The organism is uncultured Actinobacillus sp. (assembly GCF_945915845.1).
GTDB lineage: Bacteria > Pseudomonadota > Gammaproteobacteria > Enterobacterales > Pasteurellaceae > Exercitatus.
The window spans coordinates 1-14,095 of record NZ_CAMEFX010000047.1 but is presented as its reverse complement, the minus strand read 5'-3'; the positions used below and the strand labels follow the sequence as shown (position 1 = coordinate 14,095).

At 38.8% G+C, this 14,095-nt stretch carries 13 protein-coding genes and 1 pseudogene; 7 read left to right on the top strand and 7 right to left on the bottom strand.

From position 1 onward, the window contains the following. Window positions 1–820, bottom strand: an 820-nt coding sequence (locus Q0O89_RS09160) for an FkbM family methyltransferase (protein ID WP_293731416.1), incomplete at its 3' end; no start/stop codon positions are given. 280 nt (window positions 821–1,100) lie between these two features. On the opposite strand from Q0O89_RS09160, the gene nrdD reads away from it, so the two are divergent. Both nrdD and nrdG read left to right on the top strand, forming a co-directional pair. Beyond that, window positions 1,101–3,227, top strand: coding sequence for an anaerobic ribonucleoside-triphosphate reductase (gene nrdD / locus Q0O89_RS09155; RefSeq protein ID WP_293731415.1), 2,127 nt, complete (start codon window positions 1,101–1,103; stop codon window positions 3,225–3,227). Between the two features lie 469 nt (window positions 3,228–3,696). Further along, window positions 3,697–4,197 carry an anaerobic ribonucleoside-triphosphate reductase-activating protein gene (nrdG, locus tag Q0O89_RS09150; protein WP_293731414.1) on the top strand — a complete coding sequence of 167 codons (501 nt, stop codon included), beginning with the start codon at window positions 3,697–3,699 and terminating at the stop codon, window positions 4,195–4,197. Here nrdG and Q0O89_RS09145 read toward each other — a convergent pair. Beyond that, the gene (locus Q0O89_RS09145; RefSeq protein WP_293731413.1) at window positions 4,194–4,982 is read right to left on the bottom strand and encodes a TatD family hydrolase; all 789 of its coding nucleotides are present in this window, start codon (window positions 4,980–4,982) and stop codon (window positions 4,194–4,196) included. The two genes, nrdG and Q0O89_RS09145, sit on opposite strands and share 4 nt — an antisense overlap. A gap of 97 nt (window positions 4,983–5,079) precedes the next feature. After that, window positions 5,080–5,700 carry a DedA family protein gene (locus Q0O89_RS09140; RefSeq protein WP_293731412.1) on the bottom strand — a complete coding sequence of 207 codons (621 nt, stop codon included), beginning with the start codon at window positions 5,698–5,700 and terminating at the stop codon, window positions 5,080–5,082. Between the two features lie 190 nt (window positions 5,701–5,890). On the opposite strand from Q0O89_RS09140, the gene rplY reads away from it, so the two are divergent. Next, the gene (gene rplY / locus Q0O89_RS09135; protein ID WP_135710534.1) at window positions 5,891–6,178 is read left to right on the top strand and encodes a 50S ribosomal protein L25; all 288 of its coding nucleotides are present in this window, start codon (window positions 5,891–5,893) and stop codon (window positions 6,176–6,178) included. A gap of 107 nt (window positions 6,179–6,285) precedes the next feature. Here rplY and Q0O89_RS09130 read toward each other — a convergent pair whose 3' ends face one another. The 3 genes from Q0O89_RS09130 to glnS all read right to left on the bottom strand — a co-directional run bounded on the left by Q0O89_RS09130 (window position 6,286) and on the right by glnS (window position 8,610). Next, window positions 6,286–6,717, bottom strand: a complete 432-nt coding sequence (locus Q0O89_RS09130) for a YcgN family cysteine cluster protein (protein ID WP_293731411.1) — start codon at window positions 6,715–6,717, stop codon at window positions 6,286–6,288. Window positions 6,718–6,789: 72 nt separating this feature from the next. Beyond that, window positions 6,790–6,936, bottom strand: coding sequence for a hypothetical protein (locus tag Q0O89_RS09125; protein ID WP_293731410.1), 147 nt, complete (start codon window positions 6,934–6,936; stop codon window positions 6,790–6,792). A gap of 3 nt (window positions 6,937–6,939) precedes the next feature. Further along, window positions 6,940–8,610 carry a glutamine--tRNA ligase gene (gene glnS / locus Q0O89_RS09120; protein WP_293731409.1) on the bottom strand — a complete coding sequence of 557 codons (1,671 nt, stop codon included), beginning with the start codon at window positions 8,608–8,610 and terminating at the stop codon, window positions 6,940–6,942. 187 nt (window positions 8,611–8,797) lie between these two features. On the opposite strand from glnS, the gene Q0O89_RS09115 reads away from it, so the two are divergent. From Q0O89_RS09115 to Q0O89_RS09100, 4 genes and pseudogenes are all read left to right on the top strand, one after another. Then, window positions 8,798–9,976, top strand: a complete 1,179-nt coding sequence (locus Q0O89_RS09115) for an efflux RND transporter periplasmic adaptor subunit (RefSeq protein WP_293731408.1) — start codon at window positions 8,798–8,800, stop codon at window positions 9,974–9,976. 27 nt (window positions 9,977–10,003) lie between these two features. Then, a complete protein-coding gene (locus Q0O89_RS09110; protein WP_293731407.1) occupies window positions 10,004–11,935 on the top strand; it encodes a MacB family efflux pump subunit in 1,932 nt (643 codons plus the stop codon). Window positions 11,936–12,071: 136 nt separating this feature from the next. Continuing rightward, complete coding sequence (locus Q0O89_RS09105) at window positions 12,072–13,445, top strand: TolC family protein (RefSeq protein ID WP_293731406.1); 1,374 nt, start codon at window positions 12,072–12,074, stop codon at window positions 13,443–13,445. A gap of 69 nt (window positions 13,446–13,514) precedes the next feature. Further along, window positions 13,515–13,598 (top strand): annotated as a pseudogene (locus Q0O89_RS09100) (IS3 family transposase); the annotation flags it as partial. A gap of 355 nt (window positions 13,599–13,953) precedes the next feature. Here Q0O89_RS09100 and Q0O89_RS09095 read toward each other — a convergent pair. Then, complete coding sequence (locus Q0O89_RS09095; RefSeq protein ID WP_293731417.1) at window positions 13,954–14,082, bottom strand: SEL1-like repeat protein; 129 nt, start codon at window positions 14,080–14,082, stop codon at window positions 13,954–13,956. Between the last annotated feature and the right edge of the window lie 13 nt (window positions 14,083–14,095).

Below are 14,095 nucleotides of genomic sequence, written 5' to 3'. Positions count from 1 at the left end.
TCTGTTCTGTTCTGTTCTGTTCTGTTCTGTTCTGTTCTGTTCTGTTCTGTTCTGTAGAAGTGTAGCTCCAAGATGTGGGAATTGCCAATAAATTTATATCCCAGCCATATTCTATTTGTGGTGATTGATAAAAATTATTTTCCTGATAACGATCTGAGATTATCCAATACGCCTGATAATTTATCTCACGAAGATAATCTAAAATACCATCAACAGAGTGGTAATGGGATTCAATAAAAATAGCGGGTTGTGTGCGTTTTATAGTTTCTGTAGCACCGTTAAGCACACGAAGATCGAAACCTTCCGCATCAATTTTGAGTAAATCAAGAGAGGTTAAGCGTTGTACCGGTACAAAATCATCTAATTTAATGATGCCAATTTCTTCTTTTAGGATTTGTCCTTGAAACTCGCTTTCAGTGCTAAATCCTTTATCAATAGAAAAACTACCATAGTTCCAAGGCTGGCTATAATCGCTCGTTTCAATCCATGCTTGCGTATTTTCATCACTCACACCCAAACGGTAACTTTCTACATTAACCAAATTATTTAATGCCAAATTACAGCAAAGTTGTTGAAAAATAATGCGTTGTGGTTCAAAGCAAAGTACTTTTCCTTGAGAGGCAAATTTTGCTAAGGGAACAGCATGCATTCCTATATTTGAACCGACCTCAATTACATTTGAGGCATCAGAAAGTAATAATTTAAAAATCATCACTTCCGCTTCAGACCATTCACCATAACTGGAGGCAATATCGCTAATAAAGTCTCCTTGAATAAGATTAAACCGCCCCCAGCGTAGATCTTTTAAATAAGTTTGCATATTGATTCCTGTTCTATGAATTCTAGCAAGCATTATAACATGTCAAACATTAATTAAGTGCGGTGAAAATATGAAAATTTTTCACCGCACTTTGATATTCGTTATCAAAAAGTGAGCAAAACCGCATTAGATCTAGGATTAAACACAATATCTTGTGTGTTTAATCTGCGTAAAATCGCCTATTTAGTGATTTCTTCTACTTTTTTTAGGGTTGATATAAAAAATAAAACTATATATAGTGTTCTCTAAAATTTTAAAACACAACATATAGGTATTTATCATGTCTTCATTCTACGTTATTAAACGAGACGGTTCTCGCGCCGGCTTTGAAATTCAACGCATTATTAACGCTATTAAAAAAGCAGCAAAAGCCGTTTCTGTGGAAGATGAGCGTTATTATCATCATATCGCTCAACAGGTTTTTGAGGATATTTTTAACCATTACGGCCAAGAAATTGATATTAGCCATATTCAACAAATTGTAGAAAACAAGTTGATGGCAAGTGAATATCCGCAAGTGGCGAGAGCTTATATTGAATATCGCCACGATCGTGATTTAGCGCGAGAAAAACGTAGTCAATTAACCAAAGAAATTGAAGGGTTAATTGAACAAACGAATATGGCTGTGTTAAATGAAAATGCCAATAAAGACTCGAAAGTGATTCCTACTCAACGAGACTTATTGGCAGGGATCGTGGCAAAACATTACGCGAAGCAATATTTGTTACCGAAAGACGTGGTAGAGGCCCATGAACGTGGCGAAATTCATTATCATGATTTAGATTATGCCCCATTTTTCCCGATGTTTAACTGTATGTTAGTGGATTTAAAAGGCATGCTCACCCAAGGTTTTAAAATGGGCAATGCCGAAATTGAACCTCCCAAATCTATCGGTACGGCAACAGCCGTGACGGCACAAATCATTGCGCAAGTGGCAAGCCATATTTATGGCGGCACAACCATTAATCGCATCGATGAAGTTCTTGCTCCTTATGTGCAAATTAGCTATGAAAAATTGCTAAACACCGCAGAAAAATGGCAAATTCCTGACCCTAAAGCCTATGCGGATGCGTTGATTGAGAAAGAATGTTATGACGCATTCCAATCCTTGGAGTATGAAGTTAATACGCTACATACTGCTAACGGTCAAACGCCCTTTGTGACATTTGGTTTTGGGTTAGGATTAAGTTGGCAAGAACGTTTAATTCAACGTTCTATTTTGAAAAATCGCCTGTGTGGTTTAGGTAAAAATCATAAAACCCCGGTATTTCCTAAACTTGTGTTTACGATTAAAAAAGGCGTAAACCAATCCCCGGCAGATCCTAATTATGATATTAAAAAATTAGCCTTAGAATGTGCGTCAAAACGAATGTATCCTGATATTTTGAATTATGACCAAGTGGTTAAAGTGACAGGGTCGTTTAAAGCCCCCATGGGCTGTCGTAGTTTCTTAGGAAAATACGAAGAAAATGGGCAGGAAATTCATGATGGGCGCAACAATTTAGGGGTGGTAAGTTTGAATTTACCGCGCGTTGCCTTAGAAGCGCATCAAGATGAACAACGTTTCTTTGAAATATTGGATCAACGCTTGCAGATAGCGAAGAAAGCCTTAATGACACGAATTGCCCGCCTTGAAAATACCAAAGCGCGCGTTGCACCAATTCTTTATATGGAAGGGGCTTGTGGTGTGCGTTTGAAAGCCGATGATTATGTGGCGGATATTTTCAAAAACGGACGTGCGTCCATTTCTTTAGGCTATATCGGCATCCATGAAACCATTAACGCCCTTTATCATCAAGGTCATGTGTTTGATAGCGATGTCTTGCGTGAAAAAGCCCTAAAAATTGTGGAACGCTTAAACCAAGCGACAAAAGCTTGGACGGCGGAAACAGGCTACGCGTTTAGTCTTTACTCTACCCCAAGCGAAAATCTTTGCGACCGCTTCTGTCGTTTGGATACGAAACAATTTGGCGTGATTGACGGCGTTACAGATAAAGGCTACTACACCAACAGTTATCATTTGGATGTAGAGAAAAAAGTCAATCCATACGATAAATTGGACTTTGAAATGCCTTACCCTGCGCTGGCAAGCGGTGGTTTTATTTGCTATGGCGAATACCCGAATGTACAGCATAATTTAAAAGCCTTAGAAGATGTTTGGGATTATGCCTATGACCGCGTGCCTTATTACGGTACAAATACGCCGATTGACGAATGTTATGAATGTGGCTTTACAGGGGAATTTGAATGCACCAGTAAAGGTTTCACCTGTCCGAAATGTGGTAATCATGATAGCGAAAAAGTATCGGTAACTCGCCGCGTTTGCGGTTACCTTGGTAGCCCTGATGCGCGTCCGTTTAATCCGGGTAAACAGGAAGAGGTGAAACGTAGAGTGAAGCATTTATGACGTTTTATGTTACTTTCTTGCTCGTGCAAGAAAGTAACCAAAGAAAGGCGACCCTGATTTGCCTTGTTTCCCGAAAATTACTAAATTTGTTTAACGAAAAATAAGTAAACTCGCTTCGCTCAAACAAACTTATTTTTCTACAAATTTAGCAATTTTCAGGCGGCAAAAGGGGCACCTGTCTGTTGCTTTGATTTGTAATTTTGAATGACTAATTCAGATATTAAAATTTTTTAACCGCACTTTTAATTGAACGCTCGATAAAAATGGGATCCCCGTCTTTGGCGCCCTTTTTTACCATTGATTTTTAGCTAAATTCCGTCTGTTTGAGCGAAGCGAGTTTAGGAATTTAGCGTGAAGAAAATCAATGGTAAAAAAGGAAAAAGCGACAAAATCGGGGCGTGTTTCTTTTGCCTACTTTTCTTTACACGAGTAAAGAAAAGTAGGTTTACGATATAACTTAACAAACACTATGAACTACCTCCAATACTACCCTGTCGACATTATCAACGGCGAAGGTACGCGTTGTACACTTTTTGTCAGTGGCTGTACCCACGGCTGTAAAGGTTGCTATAACCAAAAAAGTTGGTCATTTTCCGCCGGTGTAAAATTTGATACGGCGATGGAAGAACAGATTATCAAGGACTTAAAAGATACGCGGATTAAACGCCAAGGCTTAACCCTTTCAGGCGGTGACCCAATGCACCCTAACAATATTGAAACGCTGTTACCCTTTGTACAACGTATTAAACGCGAATGTCCCGATAAAGATATTTGGCTGTGGACTGGCTATCAAATTGATGAATTGGATGAAAAACAACGTCAAATGTTGCCTTATATTGATGTCATCATAGACGGCAAATTTGAGCAAGAAAAAGCCGATCCTGCCTTAATTTGGCGAGGTTCGGCAAATCAACAGGTTTATCGAGTGACCAATGATGGGCAATCTATTTCTTTTACACCAATGTTTTAACCAAATAAATCAACGGAATTATGCCAAATAGTCTCTTGAATTTGTTCTGGCGGTTCTGTTCGTAATTCACACAAAGCCTGAAATACATTGACCATACGCTCAGGACGATTCGGTTGCCCTTGAAAACCAAAAACAGGCATATCCGGGCTGTCGGTCTCAAACAATAACGCATCGAGTGGGAGTTTGCTTATTGCTTGCCTTGTCTTATTGGCGCGTTCGTAAGTAATTGTACCGCCAACACCTATTTTATAGCCTAAATCCACAAAGCGTTTGGCCTGGTCATAACTGCCGGCAAAACCATGCACAACCCCTTTTCTTGCGACGTCAATGCGTTTTAAAAAAGTAAAAAGTTGTTCGTGGGTCTTGCGGCTATGTAAATTTACTGGCAATTGATATTTTTGGGCTAAATAGAGTTGTGCTTCAAAAAATTGGCATTGTTTTTTCCAAACCAACTCTGCCGTTAATTCAGGTATAGCACGTTCCAAACCGATTTCTGCTACGGCAGTTAAATTATTGTGACGTTGTGACAGATATTGTTCCAATATCTCCAAATCCGTCAAAATATGTTCTTTTATGTAAAGAGGATGCAAGCCTAATCCATAGCGTAAATGCTCAGGAAAAAGCGCGGTCAGATTTTTAATGGTTTCAAAATCTCGTTGTAACACCGCGACAACAAGTAATTTTTCCACCCCCGCAGAAAGTGCATTTTGTACTAAATTTTCCAAGGGTTCTTGGGTAAATTGATGCAGGTAGTCTAAATGGGTATGTGTATCGAAAAATGCCATTTGTTCTCACTCAATCTTGTGTAACTGCGATACCTTTAGTCTCTTTCACCAATCCATACTATTGTTATTGCTTACGGATTGGTATAAATTCAAAAATTTAATGAGATTTGTGACTATTTTTCTCTTTACGCGCTTTGTAAACTTTCCAACCAACGAATGCAGCAACCAAACCAATGATCACATAAACCCCTGACTGTCCTGTTTTAATCTGTTCCGCCAACCATTCACGGTTGTTGGCACCATGCTCGCCCAAATAAACCCAAATTGGCACAGAAATAATGGCTGCAAAGAAATCTAATAGTAAGAATCGGATATAACTTACTCGACGTGTGATACCTGAAACCATATAAATTGGCGCGCGTAAACCCGGTAAAAAACGCGCCACAAATAAGACTCGGTTGCCATATTTATCAAATTTTTCACGCACCATGCGCAAACGTTGTAAAGTGAGGATTTTGCGCATTGGGCGGAAACGCAAAATTTTTACCCCATAAATTCGTCCTAGCCAATACATTGTACTATCACCTGCTAAAACCCCGAACATAGACACAGCAAGCATAATATGAACGTTAATACTTTCAGGATAAAGCCCTGCAATAATCCCGCCTGAAACAAGCGTAATATCTTCAGGGATAGGAACACCAAAACCACAAATAATAAGCACAAAAAGCACAGCCCAATAGCCGTAATCAGTGAAAAAACTAACTAGTAAATCCATAACAACCTCTGAGATGAAATTGGTGTTTATTTTGCCTTTTATCGTTTTAAATTACCAGTTTAAATTTGCATTTAATTCGATAATTCATTATAATCCGCGTCTCTCGATATGTTATCGAGCGAATTATGGGAGATTGCTGGGTCGCCTGCAATTTCTGTCTATCTTAATCTTACTTAAAGAGAAAATTAAAATGGCATTTAAATTTAACGCTGAAGTTCGTACAGCGCAAGGTAAGGGTGCGAGCCGCCGCCTGCGTCACAATGGTCAAATTCCTGCTATCGTTTACGGTGGTAAAGAAGCACCAGTTTCAATCGTATTAAGCCACGATGAATTAAACAACGCACAAGTTCACGATTCTTTCTATTCAGACGTGATCACATTGGTTATCGAGGGTAAAGAAGTTGCAGTTAAAGTTCAAGCAATGCAACGTCACCCATTCAAACCAAAATTAGTTCATATTGATTTCAAACGCGCATAATTGATTGAATTAATACAAACTATTGTACGAAGCCCTTTTGTAAGCACAAAAGGGTTTTTCATGGAACAAATTCACTCAAAACTCATGCTTCTTACCAATTTTCTACTTTAATGCTCATCAACCACAAAATCAAACCAATCAATCACATCTTTTTCATGAACACCGTTCATGATGGGGATATGTGCCAATCGCACGGAATGAGGATTGCCTGAAATTAAAGGGTGCCAATCGAATAAAGGCTTGCCTTCATAAAGCAAACGATAAGCGCAGGTTTTAGGTAGCCAACTAAATTGTGGCAAGTTTTTTTTAGTCAACTTTGTACATTCGGTGTCTAATTTAAAACGATTTAAATAATCACCACACTTCCCTGTTTTTAAATCTAACAAGTCGCAAGCAATTCGGGTGTAATAGAGTTTTTCTCGCCGCCCTCGCCCTTCAATAAATTTACGATAACAACATTTTCCACAGCCATCACATAAGGCTTCCCACTCGTCAGTAGTCATTTCTGTGAGTGATTTTGTTTCCCAAAATTTTGTCATAGTTAAAATTTGTATGAAATTAAAAAGAAATGCGGTCAAATTTGACCGCACTTAACATTGCTCTAGTCTGCTTTAGTGATTAACACCAAAACTGCCGCTTGCTTTGTCGTATTTTAAGCCTGAATGAGAACCATCCGAACCGTTAAAATAAATATCTTTCGGTTGTGAACAAGCTGCAACAAAAGTTGCTGTGATGGCGATTAAAAATAACTTTTTCATGAATTAAAATCCTTCTTTTAGGCTAACGGTCAAGTTAAAGACCAAATGTTCCGGGTGACTATCTTTGCTATCTGCACAGTAATAACCTTCTCGTTCAAATTGATAAGCTTTTTCAGCTTCAGCATTGCCTAGACTTTTTTCTACTACACCATGTTTTACCACTAATGAATGTGGATTAATTGCAGCAATAATGTCTTCTTCTGCCCCAGGGTTTGGCATATCAAATAAACGGCCGTATTGGCGGAATTCTGCCGGGTGATTGTCTGTTGCAGAAACCCATTGGATAACCCCTTTAACTTTACGACCATCTGCCGGATTTTTACCGAGAGTTTCAGGATCGTAAGTACAATAAACACAAATGATATTGCCTTCTGCGTCTTTTTCTACTCGTTCTGCTTTGATCACGTAAGCATTACGTAAACGCACTTCTTTGCCTAACACTAAGCGTTTGTATTGTTTGTTCGCTTCTTCGCGGAAGTCGGCTTGGTCAATATAAAGTTCTTGGGTGAACGGTAATTGACGTGTGCCCAGTTCTTCGCGATTTGGATGATTAGGCGCGGTCAACATTTCGCTATTTTCTAGGTTTTCAATCACAATTTTTAATGGATTGATCACTGCCATTGCACGTGGTGCATTGACATTTAAATCATCACGGATACAACTTTCAAGCGCGGAATATTCGACGACGTTATCTTGTTTAGTGACACCAATACGGCGACAAAATTCACGCAAAGACGCCGGCGTATAACCACGACGACGTAAACCGGAGATAGTTGGCATACGCGGATCGTTCCAACCGTCCACAACACCCTCTTCAACTAATTTTAGTAATTTACGTTTAGAGGTTAACGTGCCTTCTAAATTTAAACGCGAAAATTCATATTGGTGTGGTAATGGACGTTCAATAGAAATATGCTCGAGTACCCAGTCGTATAAACGGCGGTTATCTTGGAATTCTAATGTACACAATGAATGCGTAATACGCTCAAGGGCATCCGAAATACAATGGGTAAAATCGTACATTGGATAAATGCACCATTTGTCACCGGTTTGGTGATGGCTCGCAAATTTCACGCGATAAAGCACCGGATCGCGCATTACCATAAATGGCGAAGCCATATCAATTTTGGCGCGTAAACAGGCTTTGCCTTCTTCAAATTCGCCGTTTTTCATTTTTTCAAATAACGCCAAATTTTCTTCTACGCTGCGATCACGATAAGGACTGTTTTTACCGGCTTCCGTTAATGTTCCACGATATTCGCGCATTTCTTCAGGCGAAAGTTCGTCAACATAGGCTAAACCTTTATTGATTAATTCAATCGCATAGCCATAAAGTTGGTCAAAATAGTCAGAAGCATAACGCACTTCCCCATTCCATTTAAAACCTAACCATTCTACATCTTGTTTGATAGAATCCACATATTCTACATCTTCTTTAACCGGATTGGTGTCATCAAAGCGCAAATTACACAAACCTTGATAATCTTTTGCAATACCAAAGTTTAAGCAAATTGATTTTGCATGACCAATGTGTAAATAACCGTTAGGCTCAGGTGGAAAACGCGTGTACACGTTATGATGTTTACCACTAGCAAGATCTTCATCAATAATTTGACGAATAAAGTTTGTTGGGCGATGTTCTTCGTTGTTTACATCAATATGTTCAGTAGTCATAAGTCTTTTTTTATTCGTTGAAAAATTTGATTCATTTTACAGGTTTTATGGAAAAATTTAAAGTACCATTAGATTCCCCTTGGTTATATAGTAGAATATATAGGCTAAACTCTACTTCATTATGAACAATGGTTTAAAATGATGGTCATAGCTAGGGTCTGTTTATTTTTTAATATCGGAAATATTTATGAAAAGAAAAAAAACAACTGCACTTTTGCTAACAGCAATATTACTTGGTAGCACTTATTTTTTTATATCCCAAGATAAATCTACCCCCACTTATCTCACTGAAAATGTGATGCGTACAAACGTGGAAAAAACAGTGGTGGCTTCCGGCTCTATTCAGAGCTCAAATGAAGTGGATGTAGGGGCGCAAGTTTCGGGTAAAATCATGAAACTTTACGTGAAACTGGGACAAAACGTGAAAAAAGGTGAGATGATTGCAGAAATTGACTCAACCACACAGCTCAATGCACTCAACAAAGCAAAAGCCGCGTTAGCGAGTTATCAAGCTCAACTCAAAGCGAAACAAACAGCCTATAACGTCGCGCAATCTAGCTATACTCGATTGGCTAAACTTTATAAATTACAGGCTACGTCATTGGATGAACTCAATTCTGCTAAAAACAGTCTTGATGCCGCTAAAGCGGAAATTGATGCGTTGCAAGAATCCATTAAACAGGCTGAAATTGAAGTGAATACCGCTGAAACCAATGTGGGCTATACAAAAATCACTTCGCCTATTGACGGCACGGTCATTTCTACGCCTATTTCGGAGGGACAAACGGTGAATGCTAATCAGACGACCCCGACTATCGTTACCGTGGCTAATTTGCAAAAAATGCTCATCAAACCAGAAATTTCCGAAGGCGATATTACCAAAGTCAAAGCGGGTCAAGAAGTGGAATTTACCATTTTATCGGATAATCAAACTAAATATCACGCCACAATTGATAGCGTAGATCCTGCGACCACAACGGACACAGATGCCTCATCAACGGCTTCTAGTAGCTCATCTTCGTCATCCTCTACTTCCGCGGTCTATTATTATGCCAATATGGAAGTGGACAATCCTGAAGGTATTTTGCGTATTGGTATGACAACAGAAAATACCATTAAAATTGCAACTGCCCAAAATGTATTGGCTGTATCAAATATGGCGTTACAGAAAATAGGTCAGAAATATTTCGTACATGTACTTAATGAACAAAATCAAGCGGAAGAACGTGAAGTGGAAATTGGGGTTCAAAATGATTTTCACACAGAAATTAAATCAGGCTTGCTGGAAGGTGAAAAAGTGATCGTGTCACAAGTTGCTGCCGGAGAGAAAGTCGGTAATAGTCTGCGCGGTCCACGGATGTTCTAAAGTGCGGTGAAAAAACGGTAAATTTTTATGAATATTATTGAAATCAAACAATTAAATCGTTATTTCGACGAAGGAGAAAACCGCGTCCATATTTTAAAAGATGTTTCCTTGACCGTAGAAAAAGGAGATTTTGTTGCCATTATTGGGCAATCAGGGTCCGGAAAATCTACCTTGATGAATATTATTGGCTGTTTAGATACCGCAACTAGCGGTTCCTATAAAATTGATGGTAAAGAAACGGTGGAATTGTCAGCCGATCAACTTTCTGATTTACGCAGCCAAAAATTTGGATTTATTTTTCAACGCTATAATCTACTCTCTTCTTTAACCGCACAAGAAAATGTGGCTTTGCCTGCCATTTATGCCGGTATGGCACAAACTGAACGCCTTGTTCAGGCTCAGGAATTATTGGCTAAATTGGGATTAGAAAACAAGGCACAAAATAAACCTAACCAGCTCTCAGGCGGTCAACAACAACGTGTCAGTATTGCACGCGCCTTAATGAACGGGGGCGAAATTATTCTTGCGGATGAACCCACAGGGGCGTTAGACAGCACAAGTGGGCAAAATGTGATGCAAATTTTGCGCCAACTACATCAGGAAGGACATACCATTATTATGGTTACTCATGACCGTGATATTGCAGCACAAGCTAATCGTGTGATCGAAATTAAAGATGGTGAAATTATTGGTGATAGCCAAAAGGAAAGCGTAAAAAGCGCGGTCAAAACTGAAACAGTTTCTGCACCACGTTTTGGTTTTAGTAAAGATCAGTTGATCGAAGCTTTTCGCATGTCGGTTGGGGCGATTCTTGCCCACAAAATGCGATCACTACTCACCATGCTGGGAATTATTATTGGGATTACCTCTGTGGTATCCGTTGTGGCTTTGGGTAATGGTTCGCAGCAAAAAATTCTATCTAATATTAATGGATTAGGCACCAACACCATGACTATTTTTAATGGTACCGGTTTTGGGGATCGCCGTGCAGAACAAATGCAGAATTTAACCGTCAATGATGCGAATGCGCTAGCCAAACAAGGGTATGTGCAAAGCGTCACCCCTAACAGTTCCTCAAGTGGATTGTTGATTTATGGTAACAAGTCTTTTACTTCCACAAATCTCAAAGGGATCGGTGAGCAATATTTTGATGTCGAAGGAATGAAATTGAAACAAGGACGTTCTATTACCGCACAAGAAGTCGCAGAAAATGCTCAAGTCGCGTTATTAGATGAGAGTGCACAAAAATCTATTTTTCCCAATGAAGATCCACTGGGTAAAATCGTGATGTTTGCTAAACGTCCATTCCGTATTATCGGTGTTGTGACAGATAGACAAATGGGTGGTGCGAGCAGTTCTCTCAATATTTATGCACCTTATACAACAGTTATGAATAAAGTGACAGGGGGAACAAAAATTGGATCGATTACCGTAAAAATTAAAGATAATGTCAATACCACCGTAGCAGAAAAAAGCCTTACGGAATATTTGACATTACGCCATGGTAAAAAAGATTTCTTTATTATGAATAGCGATACCATTAAGCAAACCATTGAAAGCACCACGGGGACAATGAAACTGTTAATATCATCCATTGCCTTTATTTCCTTAATTGTTGGGGGAATTGGTGTAATGAATATTATGCTGGTTTCGGTGACTGAACGCACCAAAGAAATAGGGGTTAGAATGGCCATTGGAGCAAGACGTAGCAATATTTTGCAGCAATTTTTAATTGAAGCGATATTAATTTGTATGATTGGTGGTGTGTCGGGGATTTTGCTTTCTTTTATTATCGGCACTTTATTTAATGCCTTTATTACGGATTTTATGATGTCATTCTCGGTCTTCTCTATTGTTGCAGCCGTGTTGTTTTCAACACTGATTGGCGTGGTATTTGGGTATATGCCGGCGAAAAAAGCGGCTCAACTCGATCCAATTACAGCATTAGCTCGTGAATAAGTAGCATTATTTTATTTTTTTGATAGAATAGGCAAAACAAAAATGAACGAACGTTCAGTAACTAATTAACCTCTAAAGTGCGGTTAAAAAATTCAAATTTCTGACCGCACTTTTTCATCTTTTCAAGGAAATCTTTATGCTAAAATTCAGCAAAATCGCCCTAGGTGTTGCACTTTCAACTGCATTAGTGGGTTGTGCCAATATCAGCGACAGCTATCAAGCCAGCCGGAATGATTATAAACAATATGAGGAAATCACCAATCAATATCATGTAAAAGAAAATTGGTGGTCGTTATACAATGATCCGCAATTAAATCGCGTTGTTGAACAAGCTTTACTCAATAACAAAGATTTAGCAAAAGCTGCGATTTCCGTGAACTCTGCACTTTATCAAGCAAATTTATTAGGTGCAGAATTAGTACCAAACTTTAATGGTTCAACAAGCTCATCGGCAAGTCGTGCCACTGATACGCATACCAATTCAACGATCAAACACAGCGGCTCATTAAGTGTCAGCTACACATTGGATTTATGGCGCCGTTTGGCGGATGCTGCTGATGCAGGAGAATGGAACTATAAGGCCACCCAACAAGATTTAGAAGCCACACGCCTTTCATTGATTAACTCGGTAGTTGTCACCTATTATCAAATTGCTTATTTAAATGATGCGATTGCGGCAACCAATGAAACCATTGATTACTACAGCCGTATTAACGATATTATGCAAAAACGCTTAAATGCAGGTGTGGGCGATCGTGCAAGTACGGATCAGGCAACACAAGCTGTATTAATGGCACGTAATAATTTAATTTCATACGAAACTCAACGTAAAACGGCAGAACAAACTTTACGTAATCTTTTAAATTTAAAACCCACAGAAGCGTTAAATATTACTTTCCCACATATTCTGAATGTGAAAAATACTGAGGTAAATTTAAATGTACCTGTGGCAACTATCGCCAATCGTCCTGATGTTAAAGGTAATTTATTCCGTTTAAGCAGTGCATTTAAAGATGCTAAAGCGATGCAAAAATCTTGGTTCCCAACCATTTCACTCGGTGGTTCGATGTCATCAAGCAACAATAAAGTCAGTAATGCTTTTGAAAATCCAACAGCAACGGGAACATTAGGCATTAGTTTGCCTTTCTTAGATTGGAACCATGTTAAATGGAATGTAAAAATTTCAGAAGCGGCTTATGAAACCGCGCGTCTAAACTATGAAAAAGGCATTACTACAGCCTTAAATGAAGTGGACACCTACTATTTTGCCTATAACCAATCTTTGCAAAATTACCGTAATTTAGCACAAAAATATGACTACGATAAACGTATTACCCAATACTACAAAAATCGTTATGATGCAGGTGTATCTGAATTACGTGAATGGTTAAACGCGGCGAATACGGAAAAAACATCACAGGTCGCCATTTTGAATGCAAAATATAGCGTTATTCAAAATGAAAATGCGATTTATAGTGCAATGGGTGGTTACTATTCTCCAAAACCTTAAGATTTTGACCGCACTTAAAATACAAAAAAGGCAACGATTAAGTTGCCTTTTGACTGCTGACAAACCTCTATTCATTATGACAATCATAAACATATCCAAGTGAAACTAAAAGGACTAAGTCCTGTGGAATACAGAACTCAGTCCTTGAACTAAATGTGACTAACTTATTAGGTTCAGATCATTGGGTGTCCTTTGTTTATTTAGAATTTAACTCCGCATATTTATCACAACCGGCTTGATTTCCCATATCACAAGAGAGACCAAAATAATCTTTAGCATTAGAAAAGATTATTGGCTGATCAAATTCCTCTTTTTTCTCTTAGCACAGCAGATACTACTGTACCCACTGTGATTAATCCCCCCAAAATCGTAAACACCGAAGTCGCAGCATTCCAAGTGCCTTCCGTTTTATACCTGTGAAAAAGTGCTTCAATACTAAACGCCAATAACGCAGCAGCCAAAATACTGACTACTACCCCAAAATGGTTTTTATTAGGTTTCACGTTAATTAGTACCCCTGTTCGCTGAGTTTTCGATAATTATCACACCCCATTTGGTCGCCATTATCGCAAGCCAAACCCCAATAATACTTTGCTTTTGATTTATCTTGACGAACGCCTTGCCCGTTGTAGTACATTGCACCTAAATTA